The sequence below is a fragment of the Clostridium sp. CM74B_53 genome (genome assembly GCF_036318045.1).
GTDB lineage: Bacteria > Bacillota > Clostridia > Lachnospirales > Lachnospiraceae > Pilosibacter.
In genome coordinates, this window is the sequence record NZ_JAWQDE010000007.1 from 95,304 (window position 1) to 109,521 (window position 14,218).

The window sequence follows — 14,218 nt, forward strand, 5'->3', positions numbered from 1 at the left end:
GCGCATCCCATCGGATAATGCGGCTGTCCTATCGATCGTATTTGTAAAAAACGTCTCCGGCAGTTTCCGGATACATTGCGTCAAAAAGGCTGCCGTGACATTTCTGTGCGCAGCAGCCCCTCTTATCTGCGGGATACGGGTCCTGCAGGTTCATTTTGTAAGGAGAGCCGTTCTCTTACGCGATCTCCCCGTTTCCATCTTTTCTGGATCTTCCGGACAACGCCTTTTTCGGCACCGTCACATCGCGGTATACGAATTCCGGCTTTTCCTTTCCGTCCACCGCATCCTTCGTAACGGTACAGATACCCACGTTGGAATCAGACGGAACCTCGTACATCGTATCCATCATGACAGATTCCATGATCGCACGGAGTCCTCTTGCTCCCGTCTTTCTCTCCACCGCCATATGGGCGATCTCGTGGACAGCCTCCGGAGTGAACTCCAGCTTCACGTCATCCAGCTCAAATAACTTCTGATACTGTTTTACGAGCGCGTTCTTCGGCTCCGTGAGGATCCGCACAAGGGCATCCTCATCCAGAAGATCTAAGGATACCATCACCGGGACTCTTCCGACAAACTCCGGGATCAGACCAAATTTCGTAAGATCCTGCGGCATCGCCTGCTTCAACAGCTTGCTGATATCCGTATTTTTCTTATCCACGATCTTCGCGCCGAAGCCGATGGAACTTGTCTCCAGTCTGGACTCGATAATTCTCTCAAGGCCATCGAAAGCACCGCCGCAGATGAACAGGATGTTCGTCGTATCGATCTGGATCAGCTCCTGCTGCGGATGCTTTCTGCCGCCCTGAGGCGGAACGCTTGCAACAGTACCTTCCAGGATCTTTAACAACGCCTGCTGGACGCCCTCGCCGGAAACATCACGGGTAATGGACACATTCTCGGATTTTTTTGTGATCTTATCGATCTCATCGATGTAAATAATACCGTACTCCGCACGGCTCACATCGTTATCTGCTGCCTGGATCAATTTTAAGAGGATGTTCTCCACGTCCTCGCCGACATAACCGGCCTCAGTCAGCGTCGTTGCATCTGCGATCGCAAACGGAACACCTAAAAGCTTCGCAAGTGTCTGCGCAAGATAAGTCTTGCCGGATCCGGTCGGACCGAGCATCAGGATATTGCTCTTCTGAAGATCAACATCACTTTCCTTCTTCGATGTGATTCTCTTATAATGATTGTAAACAGCCACGGAAAGAACTTTCTTCGCCTCATCCTGTCCGATCACATAGTCGTCCAGAAATTCTTTGATCTCCTTCGGTTTTAAGAGGTTGATTCCGGAGAAATCCGGTCTTTCCTCCTCCTCGTTTCCGAGTTCTTCCTCAAGGATCTCACTGCAGAGTTCGATACACTCATCACAGATATAGACGCCGTTGGAGCCGGCTATCATTTTTCTTACCTGATCCTGATTCTTTCCGCAGAAGGAACATCTGATCTTTTCCTCAGGTCTTACTGGCATGTTCGCACCTCAATTCTAAATTTATAACCGGACCTAGTGTCCTGTGATCACGCGGTCGATCAGGCCGTATGCGGCTGCCTCTTCCGCTGTCATATAATTATCTCTCTCCGTATCGCGGGCGATCACGTCGAGCGGCTGCCCTGTGTTTGCAGCCAGGATCTTGTTGAGCTTTTCTTTTGTCTTTAAGATCTGCTCCGCAACGATCTTGATCTCCGTCGCCTGACCCTGTGCCCCGCCGGACGGCTGATGGATCATGACCTCAGCGTTCGGAAGCGCAAAACGTTTGCCCTTCGCACCGCTGGAGAGAAGGAATGCTCCCATGCTTGCAGCCATACCGATGCAGGTCGTGCATACGTCGCATTTAATATAGTTCATCGTATCATAGATCGCCATACCGGCCGTTACGGAACCGCCCGGGCTGTTGATATAAAGGTTGATGTCCTTATTCGGATCCTCGGATTCCAGGAACAGGAGCTGAGCCACAACAAGGCTCGCGCTCACATCGTTTACTTCCTCACCGAGGAAAATAATACGGTCTTTTAATAATCTGGAATAGATATCGTAGGAACGCTCTCCTCTGCTTGTAGATTCAAGCACATAAGGTACTAAGCTCATATTATTTCCTCCATCTTTTCTTTTATGATCGCGGCACACAGAAATATCTGTCCGGAACCTGTGCTCACCGTCAAAATTCCGGCTGTCTGCACACATTTCGGAACTATCCCTGTATAACCGACTGGGGATTGCCGCGAAAAGCTCTCCGCAGCAACCCCCTCTGAATGCGGGTCATGGTCCGTCATCGGACCACTTTCCACCATGTTTTCTGTGCAGATCCGTCTAAAGTATGTTGCCCTGATTAGTCAACGAACTTTGCCTCAGCTACAAGGAAGTCGATCGCTTTCTGTACAGCAAGGTCTTCTTTTAACTGTGCCATCTGCTCTTCACCAAACATACCCTTGATCTGTTCTTTATCCATCTTGAAGTCTGCAGCCATCTTGTCGAACTGCTCCTCAACTGCAGCATCGTCAGCCTGGATGTTTTCAGCCTTTACAACTGCCTCGAGAACAAGTCTTGTCTGAATTCTCTTGATCGCCTGCGGCTTCATCTGCTCGCCGATCTTCTCAGCTGTCATGCCTGTGATCTCAACATACTGCTTGAAGGAGATACCCTGGCTCTCAAGTCTGCGCGCATAGTCGTTGACCATACCGTTAACCTGCTCCTCAACCATCTGATCCGGGATCTCCATTGTTGCGTTCTCGATTACCTTAGCAACGACCTTATCCTCGTCTGCTGTCTTAGCTGCTTCAATCTTCTCAGCCTGTAATTTCTCTGTAAGGTCTTTCTTGTACTCTTCCATTGTATCGAAATCAGATACTTCGCTTGCGAACTCATCGTTTGCTTCCGGAAGCTCTTTTCTCTGGATCTCTTTTACTTTTACTTTGAATACAGCCGGTTTGTTCTTTAACTCTTCTACATGGTACTCAGCCGGGAATGTTACGTTTACTTCGCACTCTTCGCCGGTCTTCTTGCCGATGAGCTGCTCCTCAAAGTTGTCGATGAATGTATGGGAACCGATCGTAAGCGGATAGTCCTCAGCCTTGCCGCCCTCGAATCTCTTTCCGTCTACGGAACCGTCGAAGTCGATCGTTACCTGATCGCCATCCTCAACGCCTCTGTCCTCAACTGTGATCAGGCGGGAGTTTTTCTCTCTTGCGCGCTTGATCTCTGTCTCGATATCTTCCTCTGTAACGTCAGATTTTGTCTTCTGAACCTCTACGCCCTTGTACTGGCCAAGAGTAACTTCCGGCTTAACAGCAACCTTTGCTGTGTAGATGAAGGACTTTCCTTCCTCGATCTGCTCGATGGAAACAGCCGGACGGGAAACGATCTCAAGTCCGCTCTCCTTTGCAGCATCCGGATAGCTTGCGTCGATCACTTCATCAACGGCATCCTCGTAGAATACGCCAACACCATACATCTTCTTGATCATGTTGAACGGAGCTTTTCCTTTTCTGAAGCCCGGGATATTGAATTTACCCTTATTCTTATTATAGGAATGCTGTACAGCCTCCTCAAACTTTTCTGCCGGCACTTCGATTGTAAGTTTTGCCGTATTCTTCTCTAAATTCTCAACCTGTACGCTCATTTTATGAGTTCCTCCTTAAATATATCGATAGCGGGGATCGGATGGTCCCGCCCGTATGATCTCGTAACTGCCGCTTTTTGGGCGTTACACGTTTTCCGGCATTATGATGGCCGCTCAGCGAAAAATCCGCCCGCAGGCATCACTTCTCCGTCACGCGCACATAGCGCCGCATGAAATTATAACATAAGACGCATAAAAAGACCAGACCTAAATTACAAAAAATCCAGAAAATACGGGATATTCTTGCTGCAAATACCTGCATTCTCTCCCCACGCCTGCCAGTCCATACCATTCCCGGCACACCACGCTCACATAACGCGCCTGCCTCACAGCGGTGAGTATCCAGGCAGGCGCACCTTGATCCGGGGATCTGGTTCCTCTTAGCTCGCGGGTGACTGCGTTGGAACACAGATGCCGCACTGTCTGAGCGCAGCGAGTTTGCGGCATCTGTGTTCCGCCTTTAGCAGGCACACGCAAGCTTAGCGGAACCGTCCCCGCATCCCCGCGTGCACCTGCCCGGATACTCACCGCGTACCTCAGCCAACACCCTCAGCGAGTCTATTTATCTCTCATACTGGATCGCCTTTCTGATCTTCTCCGCCTCATTCTCACTCACCAGAATACGGATCAGCTCCAACCCAAGGTCGATCGCCCATCCCATTCCGCGTCCGGTACTGATCAGCCGGTCCGTCACCACACCGTCGCCGCGGCAGTCCGCACCCTTCATCTGATTCTCAAACCCCGGATAGCAGGTCGCACGATGACCTTCGACAAGACCGAGCTCCCCTAAAACACTCGGAGCCGCACAGATCGCCGCAAGCCGCTTTCCTGCTGCAGCATGGGCCTTCAGCATCTCTGCCAGACCTCTGTGTGCCTTCAGGTTATTCGTTCCGACAAGTCCGCCCGGGAGGAACAGCACATCTGCGTCATCCCCGATCTCCTCGAACAGACAGTCCGCCTCAATCTTAAAACCGTGGGATCCCGTCACCATCTTTCTTCCCATGATGGAGACCAGTTTCACATCCACTTTCGCTCTTCTCAGGCAGTCACACACCGCGAGGCACTCCACCTCTTCCATTCCGTCTGCCACAAACGCATATACTCTTGCCATTTTCATTTACGCACCTTTCTGATCGCAGTGCGGGGGAAATCCCTGCCTTATAACGCAGTAGAAATCCCCCGCAAATCTCATTTTTTCGTAACTGTTCAGTACCCTCACAGTTACGAGCAAAAATCCATTCCAGATCGGCTTCGCCGATGGGATTTTTGCCTCCAGACCTGTGCTTTATTACGGTCAGCGCAGCAAGTGCGCAGACCTACTGAATAGTTACATTTTTTCAACATCACTGTCCGTCTTTCTCATCATCCGTATACGGATAAAATTTCCCGTTCAGATAATATCCGCGTCCAGGTCCGCCCTCCGACCGTTTTACTTCTGTTCCGCGATCCTCTGCATCCGCCTGCTGCTGTGCGGAAGAATCCACGGTCTGCTCTGGTCCATGATACTGATACGGCTCCTGCGGCATATCATTCCAGCTGTCCGAGGCGCTGTTCTGTCCCTGTCCGTACGAATAACCGGTTCCGCCATTCTGTCCATAGCCGCCGTTCATATTTCCGGTTCCATACGCACCGTATCCGCCGCCCGGGTTTTCATTCCCACCGACATCTCTCACACTGTCCGGTTCCACATACTGTCCGCCATAGCGCGCGTTATTCTGTACAAACGGTTCCCCTCCGAATCCATTCAGGCGTCCCGAATATGGTCCGCGAAGCACTGCGTAAAGCTCCGCAAAGGTTGCATCCACATACGGCTGGACGAAGAAGGTTCCGATACCGCAGAGCAGGGTTCCTAAAAGCTGCCATCCCAGGAAGGAAAGGCCGAGTACAAAGGCGTTCCATTTCTGTCCATCCATCATCTCTTTCGAGAGTCTTAAAACTTCCATCGTCTTCATATCCGGGTTTTCAGCAAGAATATATGGAACCATCAGATAGCAGTACTGGAAATAAACAGAAACAAAAGCTCCTATCGTAGCGCATATCATTACTGCCCAAAATACACTACCGATCCATTCAACACCATTAAACAAGATCACAAGAAATCCCAACAGACTGGCCAGGATCACAACACTCTCTGTGATCAGTCCCCGAAGGAACTGGGTTCCCACGATCTTTAAATATCCATTGGAAAATCCCCAGAAGATCTTTCCGACACCCGCCGACTGCCCCGTCACACGGCTTTCCAGATAGAACCGGTTCCGTCCGACTTCAAACAATGGCTGTACAAAAATTCCGATCACGACAGAGACGATCACAATAACGACCACCGCTCCCGCGAAAAGACGGTAAAACAGGTTGCTCGCAACCATGGATCCGGCATTTCCGGCTCCCGGTCCGTAAGCGTCGCCAAGTCCAGGGACAAGCTCGATCCCGCTGGCAAGACCACTCTGGGTACTTCCACTGAGGCTGCCGTCGCCTCCTAATTCACCGATCAAAAGACCGCTCTGGTCATCCCGGCTGCTTCCCGTCGCATTCTGCTCCAGGTAGCTTGTAACTCTCTGCGTGTTTGCATTCGATCCGCCGAATCCGCTGAGGATCGCAAAGATCAGGCTCACCGCAAATGCCGCCCAGTAATATCTGCTCAGACACATTTTTGCACGGTTCTTTAACTCTGCCCTTGTCCACATACGCACTCCTCCTTTTTTCATGAACGGTGTTGACCGATATGCAAAAACAGGACATTCTCCCGGATTCCGCATACTGGAACCGCTGAACTTTCATCTACATTTGTTTACTGATATTGTAACATGTTTTTTTACAAAAGACCTTACTTTTTCCTTGCGATATGATATGATTTATTACAGTTTGTTTCAATCACTGCCGGTAATTTCATAAGAACTGGCGATCAAATCTTCTGCCGCAACCGCCGGCATCCCAGAAAGGATATTTATCATGGAAATCGAACGCAAATTTCTCGTCACGACACCTCCTGAAAACTATGGGTCCTTCCCTCTTCATGAGATCGAACAGGCATACCTCTGCACCGAACCTGTGGTGAGGATCCGGAAGGAAGATGACAACTACTACCTCACCTACAAATCCAAAGGACTTCTCGCGAGGGAAGAATATAATCTTCCGCTCACAAAAGAGGCCTACGCCCACCTGCTCACAAAAGCGGACGGGAACGTCCTCACGAAAAAACGCTACCTGCTCCCTGTCCCGGGACGCGAGGATCTCACCGTGGAATTCGATGTCTTTGAAGGAAAATTCGCCGGACTCATGCTCGCGGAGATTGAGTTTTCCTCCGAGGAGGACGCAAAAGCCTTTCCTCCGCTCCCCTGGTTTGACCGGGATGTGACCTGGTCCGGAGAATACCAGAACAGCAAGCTTTCAAAAATGCCGTAACTTGTAAAAAAAGACCACCGACGGCCCAAAGAACCGCCGATGGTCTTTTTTATTTTCATTCAGATTGCACGGATCCGGAAGAAATTACATCATTCCGCCCATTCCGCCTGCGCCTGCCGGCATTGCCGGAGTCTCTTCTTTGATGTTTGCAACAACGGACTCTGTTGTAAGGAGTGTGGAAGCAACACTTGTTGCGTTCTGTAATGCACTTCTTGTAACCTTAGCCGGATCAAGGATACCAGCTTTGATCATATCAACAAACTCTTCGTTGTAAGCATCGAAGCCCTGGCCAACCGGAAGCTCTTTTACTTTATTTACGATCACAGCACCCTCAAGACCTGCGTTGGATACGATGTGGAATAACGGAGCTTCGAGAGCCTTTAAGATGATCTTTCCGCCGGTCTTCTCATCGCCTTCCATGCCGTTTACAAGAGCTGCAACCTTCTCTGCTGCATGAACATAAGCAGATCCGCCGCCTGCGATGATACCTTCTTCAACAGCTGCCTTTGTAGCTGCAAGAGCATCTTCCATACGAAGCTTTGCTTCTTTCATCTCTGTCTCAGTAGCAGCACCTACACGGATAACAGCTACGCCGCCAGCGAGTTTTGCAAGTCTCTCCTGAAGTTTCTCTCTGTCGAAATCGGATTTTGTCTCTTCGATCTGACCTTTGATCTGGGCAACTCTGTCAGCGATGGCTTTCTTGTCGCCGAGACCGTCAACGATGATCGTGTTCTCTTTCTGAACCTTAACGGATTTTGCACGTCCAAGCTGCTCCATTGTAGCATCCTTGAGGTCAAGACCGAGTTCATCAGAGATCACAGTACCGCCTGTTAAGATCGCGATATCCTTTAACATCTCTTTTCTTCTGTCGCCGTAGCCCGGTGCCTTAACGCCAACTACGCTGAATGTACCTCTTAACTTGTTGACGATAAGAGTTGTAAGAGCCTCGCCTTCGATATCCTCAGCGATGATGAGAAGCTTTGCACCTGTCTTAACGATCTGCTCGAGTAACGGAAGAATATCGTTGATGTTTGCGATCTTCTTATCTGTGATCAAGATATACGGGTCATCAAGAGTTGCCTCCATCTTCTCCATATCTGTGCACATATATGCGGAAATGTATCCACGGTCGAACTGCATACCTTCTACAAGGTCAAGCTCTGTTTTCATGGTCTTGGACTCTTCGATTGTGATAACGCCGTCGTTTGTAACTTTCTCCATTGCGTCTGCAACCATCTCGCCGACCTCATCGCTTGCTGCGGAGATTGCTGCAACTCTTGCGATCTGGTCCTTGCTGCTGATCGGCTCACTCATCTCTGCGATCGCCTTAACAGCTTCGTCGGTAGCTTTCTTCATACCTTTTCTTAATACGATCGGGTTTGCACCTGCTGCCAGGTTCTTCATACCTTCATTTACCATAGCCTGTGCAAGAACGGTAGCGGTTGTTGTACCATCACCGGCAACATCGTTTGTCTTTGTTGCAACTTCTTTTAACAGCTGTGCGCCCATGTTCTCAAACGGGTCTTCCAGTTCGATCTCTTTTGCGATCGTAACACCATCGTTTGTGATGAGCGGAGCACCGAAGGATTTGTCGAGAACAACGTTTCTTCCTTTCGGTCCGATCGTTACGCGAACGGTATCAGCAAGTTTATTTACACCAGCTTCAAGAGCTTTTCTGGCCTCAACGCCATATTTAATTTCCTTAGCCATGTTAAGATTCCTCCAATCAATAATAAGTGATTATTCGATCACTGCAAGAATATCATTCTGTTTTACGATGATGTAATCTTCTTCCTCAACTTTTACTTCTGTTCCGGAGTATTTGGAGTAGATGACCTTATCGCCCGGTTTTACCTGCATCTTGATCTCTTTTCCGTCAACAACTCCGCCAGGACCAACAGCGATCACTTCTGCCTGCTGCGGTTTTTCCTTTGCCTGACCCGGAAGAACGATACCGGATTTTGTGGTCTCTTCTGCAACTAACTGTTTTAAAACAACTCTGTCAAATAATGGTACTAATTTCATTACTGACTCCTCCTTGTCATTTTACAAGCTCTTGTGACCGCTCTGTAATTTTCAGTCACAATTCTTTTTTTCTTTTATCTTATTCAGTCTGACTAAGGTCTTTTCCCTGACCCCTCGTCACAAATCATGTTATAGCACATGTTGTTAGCACTGTCAAGTCATGAGTGCTAATTATTTTATGAAAAATTTGTGACCTATGAATTTTCTGCATTTTCCTCCGTCAATCGTTCAATATATATCAATTTACGCGGAGAATCTTCATACAGACAAGCCTTCCGGGAATCTTCCTGTTACAGTAGGCGGGCATGGAATGTCCGTATACTGTAAAAACTTTTCATTGGTTTTATACATTTTTTTAACTTTTTTCATAATTATCTCTTTCTTTTTCCCATGAATTCGATTATGATTATAAATAGCAGACTGGCGGCTGCAGGCAGGATCTTCGATCCTCTGGATGCAGCGGAAAGGAGAATGAACCATGTCAAAAAAGAAATCAGGCCTTCTTATCGCATTTGGCGCGATGCTCGGCGGCGCAGTTGCGGCCGGTATCTCCTACTATCTGAAATTAAAATCCTTCAATGATGAGCTCGATCAGGATTTTCACGAATACGAGGAAGAAGATTCCCCTTCTGATGAAAATGAAGAGAAAGCGGAAAATGCTCCGGAAAGAACTTATATTACGATCAACTCTGGAAAAGACGCAGAGACCGCCGATGATCCTGCAGCAGAAAAAAAAGAAGATCCCGATACAGCAGAATGTTCAGCAGCAGAGGGAACCTGCGAAACAGCAGCAGACAGCAGCTCTGCGGCAGAGGGATCTGCAGCAAATGAAAAAACATCCTCCGTTGTAGTTGAGGACGATACGGAGGAAGGAAAAACTGAATGATACAAAGTCTTCTCCGCTCCATGGAGCTATTAGAAGTTTTGAAAGAAAAAAACCGCAATTTCTCGATCGCGGAACTGGCGGAAGCGATGGAGCTTCCCCCAAGTACGGTACACCGGATCCTTCAGACATTCTGTGAGAAAAAGTATGTGATCCGCGATGACAGATCCCACACCTACCGGCTCGGTCCGGCACTTATTCCTTTAGGAAAGGCTGCCGCCAGAGGGATCCGTCTTCAGGATGCTGCCCACAGTATCCTGACGCAGCTCGCAAAGCAGACAAAGGAGGACGCTTATCTCGTGATCCCGGTCGGCAATAAGGGCCTTGTGATCGAGAAAGTCGATGGTCCGAGCCACTTAAAGGTCGTCGAGGAATTCGGCTACGAGATGTATATGCACTGCGGAGCGATCCGAAAGGTCCTCCTTGCATGGCAGAGTCCGACCTTCATCGACGAATATTTCCGAACCATCATCATCCACGACCAGGCGTTCCCGCATGTCCGCCCGGATGATCTGCGCGAAGAGTTAAAAAAGATCCGCCAGGACGGCTACGCCATTACCCGCGGAGAATATGTCAACGATGCTGTCGGGATCGGTGCCCCGGTCTTCAACTCTGAGGGCGAGCTTGCAGGTTCCATCGGCATTATTGCCCCGGAGATCCGGATCGGCTCTCCGGAACTTCTTGAGACCCAGAGAGATCTTGTCCAGTTTTATGCATCCGCCCTCTCCTCCGACCTCGGATACGAGAAGCACGATGTATTTCAATAGTCACTTTTGAATCTTCGGGATATACATTTTCAAATGTATATCCCTTTTTGTATCTTTTCCTCTATCCTTTTTTCACTCCAGCGCTTCGCGCAACAGTTCCACGCCCTTCCGGATCTCCTCTTCTGTAAGTCCTGCATACCCAAGAACGATCGTGTGGGATTCCTTTGCCCGCCTTTCTTCCATACAAAATCCGGACAGACCGTAGACGCGGACCTTTTTTTCTTCTGCCTTCGCTAAAAGCGCCTGTTCCGCTTCACCCTTTCTGTCGGTCAGAAGAACATGAAGTCCCGCGTATTCCCCCTTGATCTCGAACCGTTTTTCCAATGGTTTTAATGCACCAAGGAGTACATCATGCTTTCCCTTGTAGATCTCGCGCATCCTGTTCAGATGGCGCTCGAAATATCCCCCGGAAATAAAATTCGCCAGGATCCTCTGATCGACTCTGGATACCGTCGAGGAATAAAATCTTCCCTTTTTGCGGTATACGGAAAGCAGACTTTCCGGAAGCACCATGTATCCCACACGGATCGCAGGGGCGATAGCCTTCGAAAAGGTTCCCATATACACGACCGAACCCGTCTGATCCATCCCCTGGAGCGCCGGGATCGGTTTTCCCTTATACCGGAATTCACTGTCATAGTCATCCTCGATCAGATACCTTCCGGGAAGCTCTCCCGCCCAGGATAAAAGCTCCTGCCTCCGCTTTACCGGCATCACGATCCCTGTCGGGAACTGGTGGGACGGCATCACATACGCGGCCTGCGCAGTCTGATCCTCAAGCTCCTTTACACAGAATCCATTCTTATCGATCCCCACCGGCAGGACTTTATGCCCCACGCCGGATAATACCCAGTACGCCTGTCGGTAAGTGGGATCTTCCATTGCGATCACTGCATCTTTTCCGAGCAGCTGGGAGAGCAGCATCAGAAGATATTCGTTTCCCGCTCCGATGATGATCTGGGATGCATCGCAGTTCACGCCGCGCGCCGCATGGAGATATTCCCGGATCGCCTCCCTGAGGATCAGGTCTCCCTGCGGATCCCCCTTCAAAAAAAGATCCCGGTCCTCCTCCTTCAGGACAGCACGGCTGATCTTTCTCCAGGTCGCATAGGGAAAGCCCTCCAGGTCGATCCCGCGCGGGGAAAAATCCACTTCCATTTTTTCCGAAAAGAGCTGCTCCCCGGCATTTTCCTGTTCCATGCCGGAGGACAGCTCTCTTTTCTGATCCGTTCTGGCAACGGCAGACCGCGCCACCGGAGGAAAAATTCCGTCCAGTGACGCCGCAAAATAACCCTTTCGCGGAACTGCCTCAAGATAACCTTCCGACACCAGCTGCTCATACGCAAGCTGCGTCGTACTCCTGCTGACCTTAAGGCTCTTCGCAAGATCCCTGGATGAAGGGAGCTGCTTTTCCGGTCTTATATTGCCTTTTCGGATCTCATCTTTGATATATTGATAGATCTGTTCATACAGAGGCCTGTCCCCCTGTACATTTAACGGTACGATCAATTCCATAAATCTTTATTTCGGAAGCTTGAAGGAGCTCTTTAAGGAAACGATACGGTTGTATACCGGCTTTCCTTCCTCGCTGTCCTTGCAGTCTACACAATAATAACCGTTTCTCATAAACTGGAAGCTGTCGTAAGCCTTTGCCTCCATGAGCTTCGGCTCTACATATGCGGTCGTGACGGTCTTGGAGTTCGGATTTAAGTTCAGGGTTCCGTCTGCGTTCAGCTTTCCTTTTTCCTCATCCACGATATTCTCATAGAGACGGCACTCGACTTTTCCGGCTGTCGGAACAGATACCCAGTGGATCGTTCCTTTTACCTTTCTTCCGGTAAATCCGGAACCGCTCTTTGTCTCCGGATCGTATGTGCAGTGGATCACTGTCACATTTCCGTTTTCATCCTTCTCAACACCGGTACATGTCACGAAGTAAGCTCCCATGAGACGCACTTCATTGCCCGGGAAGAGGCGGAAATACTTCTTCGGCGGATTCTCCATGAAGTCCTCGCGCTCGATGTAGAGTTCTCTTGAGAACGGAACCTCACGCTCGCCCATCTCCGGATTTTCAAGGTTGTTCGGGATACTTAACATCTCGGTCTGTCCTTCCGGATAGTTGTCGATCACGAGTTTGACCGGATCAAGAACAGCCATCATTCTCGGGCGTTTTAACTTCAGGTCCTCACGGATGCAGTACTCCAGCATCGCATAGTCGACGGAGCTGTTTGCCTTGGAAACACCGACGAGATCCACGAACATTCTTAAAGATTCCGGTGTATATCCTCTTCTTCTGAGAGCAGCGATCGTAACAAGACGCGGGTCATCCCAGCCGTCCACGATCCCGTCCTCAACGAGTTTTTTAATGTAACGTTTTCCGGTTACAACGTTTGTCAGGTACATCTTTGCGAACTCGATCTGACGAGGCGGATTCTCAAATTCACATTCTCTTACGACCCAGTCGTAGAGAGGTCTGTGATCCTCAAATTCCAGAGTACAGATGGAGTGTGTGATGTGCTCGACTGCGTCCTCGATCGGATGAGCGAAGTCGTACATCGGGTAGATGCACCACTTGTCTCCCGTGTTGTGGTGTGTCATATGGGCAACACGATAGAGGACCGGATCACGCATGTTGATGTTCGGGGATGCCATATCGATCTTCGCACGGAGAACCTTCTCACCGTCCTTGTACATACCGTTCTTCATGTTTTCGAATAACTGGAGGTTCTCCTCGATCGAACGGTCACGGTACGGGCTGTTTTTACCCGGTGTTGTGAAGTCACCGCGGTACTCCTTGATCTGGTCAGCAGAAAGATCGCAGACAAACGCTTTTCCCTTTTTGATCAGCTTTACTGCACACTCATACATTGTGTCGAAGTAGTTGGAAGCAAAGAACAATCTGTCCTCAAAGTCAGCGCCAAGCCACTTTACATCCTCTGTGATCGACTGTACAAACTCCGTTTTTTCCTTCGTCGGGTTTGTATCATCGAAACGAAGATTAAACTTTCCGCCATACTCTTTTGCGAGACCGGAGTTTAAGATGATCGATTTTGCATGTCCGATATGAAGGTAGCCGTTCGGCTCCGGTGGGAACCGGGTCTGGACATGGTCATATACTCCTTCCGCAAGATCTTTATCAATTTCCTGCTCGATAAAGTTTTTGGAAACTACTTCTTTTGTTTCCTCAGCCGGTGTCATATTCTCAGCCATATCAATTTCCTCCATTTCGTTTTTTCAATAACATGCCCGTACATCCTTCTATTTTCAATTTCCGCCGTATTTCCTTTTCCGGCAGGATCAGATATCGAACTGTTATAGATATAATACTAAATATTAGCACACTTTATCAAAGAATTAAAGGGGAAATTTTACAGGATTTACATCCTTGACTATGTTATCTTTCCTTTTTACCGGCAGGAATCTTCTGAACCGAAATTTCTGCCAATGAAAAAGGGTGAAAATTATTGACTGAAAATGTAGAAAATCCTTTGACGAATCTGTATTCAGGGATTATACTG

12 protein-coding genes are annotated in these 14,218 nt (G+C 49.0%); 3 read left to right on the forward strand and 9 right to left on the reverse strand.

From position 1 onward, the window contains the following. Positions 1–175 precede the first annotated feature (175 nt). The 5 genes from clpX to V2546_RS08055 all read right to left on the reverse strand — a co-directional run bounded on the left by clpX (position 176) and on the right by V2546_RS08055 (position 6,307). Positions 176–1,477, reverse strand: a complete 1,302-nt coding sequence (gene clpX, locus V2546_RS08035) for an ATP-dependent Clp protease ATP-binding subunit ClpX (RefSeq protein ID WP_329752025.1) — start codon at positions 1,475–1,477, stop codon at positions 176–178. Between the two features lie 33 nt (positions 1,478–1,510). Further along, a complete protein-coding gene (clpP, locus tag V2546_RS08040) occupies positions 1,511–2,092 on the reverse strand; it encodes an ATP-dependent Clp endopeptidase proteolytic subunit ClpP (RefSeq protein ID WP_118296855.1) in 582 nt (193 codons plus the stop codon). Between the two features lie 241 nt (positions 2,093–2,333). Then, positions 2,334–3,623: a trigger factor gene (gene tig, locus V2546_RS08045; RefSeq protein WP_118531752.1), complete on the reverse strand. Its 1,290-nt coding sequence runs from the start codon at positions 3,621–3,623 to the stop codon at positions 2,334–2,336. 562 nt (positions 3,624–4,185) lie between these two features. Next, positions 4,186–4,734, reverse strand: a complete 549-nt coding sequence (locus V2546_RS08050) for a DJ-1 family glyoxalase III (protein WP_215702824.1) — start codon at positions 4,732–4,734, stop codon at positions 4,186–4,188. A 232-nt stretch (positions 4,735–4,966) separates the two neighbouring features. After that, positions 4,967–6,307, reverse strand: a complete 1,341-nt coding sequence (locus V2546_RS08055) for a DUF975 family protein (RefSeq protein ID WP_118531754.1) — start codon at positions 6,305–6,307, stop codon at positions 4,967–4,969. Positions 6,308–6,572: 265 nt separating this feature from the next. Here V2546_RS08055 and V2546_RS08060 point away from each other — a divergent pair, with 265 nt between their 5' ends. Next, positions 6,573–7,025 (forward strand): CYTH domain-containing protein, encoded by a 453-nt coding sequence (locus V2546_RS08060; RefSeq protein ID WP_118531756.1) that lies wholly within the window; start codon positions 6,573–6,575, stop codon positions 7,023–7,025. An 84-nt stretch (positions 7,026–7,109) separates the two neighbouring features. Here V2546_RS08060 and groL read toward each other — a convergent pair whose 3' ends face one another. Together groL and V2546_RS08070 are read right to left on the reverse strand one after the other, a co-directional pair. Continuing rightward, positions 7,110–8,735, reverse strand: a complete 1,626-nt coding sequence (gene groL / locus V2546_RS08065) for a chaperonin GroEL (RefSeq protein ID WP_118296864.1) — start codon at positions 8,733–8,735, stop codon at positions 7,110–7,112. A gap of 30 nt (positions 8,736–8,765) precedes the next feature. After that, complete coding sequence (locus tag V2546_RS08070) at positions 8,766–9,050, reverse strand: co-chaperone GroES (protein WP_015554836.1); 285 nt, start codon at positions 9,048–9,050, stop codon at positions 8,766–8,768. Positions 9,051–9,528: 478 nt separating this feature from the next. Between V2546_RS08070 and V2546_RS08075 the strand changes: the two genes are divergently transcribed. Continuing rightward, a complete protein-coding gene (locus V2546_RS08075) occupies positions 9,529–9,936 on the forward strand; it encodes a hypothetical protein (RefSeq protein ID WP_118531758.1) in 408 nt (135 codons plus the stop codon). Beyond that, on the forward strand, positions 9,933–10,700 hold the full coding sequence (locus V2546_RS08080; RefSeq protein ID WP_329752026.1) for an IclR family transcriptional regulator: 768 nt from the start codon (positions 9,933–9,935) through the stop codon (positions 10,698–10,700). Before V2546_RS08075 ends, V2546_RS08080 begins: the two co-directional genes overlap by 4 nt. 72 nt (positions 10,701–10,772) lie before the next feature. On the opposite strand, the gene pdxR is transcribed toward V2546_RS08080, so the two are convergent. Next, a complete protein-coding gene (pdxR, locus tag V2546_RS08085) occupies positions 10,773–12,215 on the reverse strand; it encodes a MocR-like pyridoxine biosynthesis transcription factor PdxR (RefSeq protein ID WP_329752027.1) in 1,443 nt (480 codons plus the stop codon). A 6-nt stretch (positions 12,216–12,221) separates the two neighbouring features. Further along, on the reverse strand, positions 12,222–13,910 hold the full coding sequence (locus V2546_RS08090) for a glutamine--tRNA ligase/YqeY domain fusion protein (protein WP_118320882.1): 1,689 nt from the start codon (positions 13,908–13,910) through the stop codon (positions 12,222–12,224). Positions 13,911–14,218 lie beyond the last annotated feature (308 nt).

What these genes read in the sequence shown, in the direction of transcription:
- clpX (WP_329752025.1), bottom strand. Translation starts at nt 1,477, where the DNA reads ATGCCAGTAAGACCTGAGGAAAAGATCAGATGTTCCTTCTGCGGAAAG.
- clpP (WP_118296855.1), bottom strand. Translation starts at nt 2,092, where the DNA reads ATGAGCTTAGTACCTTATGTGCTTGAATCTACAAGCAGAGGAGAGCGT.
- tig (WP_118531752.1), bottom strand. Translation starts at nt 3,623, where the DNA reads ATGAGCGTACAGGTTGAGAATTTAGAGAAGAATACGGCAAAACTTACA.
- V2546_RS08050 (WP_215702824.1), bottom strand. Translation starts at nt 4,734, where the DNA reads ATGGCAAGAGTATATGCGTTTGTGGCAGACGGAATGGAAGAGGTGGAG.
- V2546_RS08055 (WP_118531754.1), bottom strand. Translation starts at nt 6,307, where the DNA reads ATGTGGACAAGGGCAGAGTTAAAGAACCGTGCAAAAATGTGTCTGAGC.
- V2546_RS08060 (WP_118531756.1), top strand. Translation starts at nt 6,573, where the DNA reads ATGGAAATCGAACGCAAATTTCTCGTCACGACACCTCCTGAAAACTAT.
- groL (WP_118296864.1), bottom strand. Translation starts at nt 8,735, where the DNA reads ATGGCTAAGGAAATTAAATATGGCGTTGAGGCCAGAAAAGCTCTTGAA.
- V2546_RS08070 (WP_015554836.1), bottom strand. Translation starts at nt 9,050, where the DNA reads ATGAAATTAGTACCATTATTTGACAGAGTTGTTTTAAAACAGTTAGTT.
- V2546_RS08075 (WP_118531758.1), top strand. Translation starts at nt 9,529, where the DNA reads ATGTCAAAAAAGAAATCAGGCCTTCTTATCGCATTTGGCGCGATGCTC.
- V2546_RS08080 (WP_329752026.1), top strand. Translation starts at nt 9,933, where the DNA reads ATGATACAAAGTCTTCTCCGCTCCATGGAGCTATTAGAAGTTTTGAAA.
- pdxR (WP_329752027.1), bottom strand. Translation starts at nt 12,215, where the DNA reads ATGGAATTGATCGTACCGTTAAATGTACAGGGGGACAGGCCTCTGTAT.
- V2546_RS08090 (WP_118320882.1), bottom strand. Translation starts at nt 13,910, where the DNA reads ATGGCTGAGAATATGACACCGGCTGAGGAAACAAAAGAAGTAGTTTCC.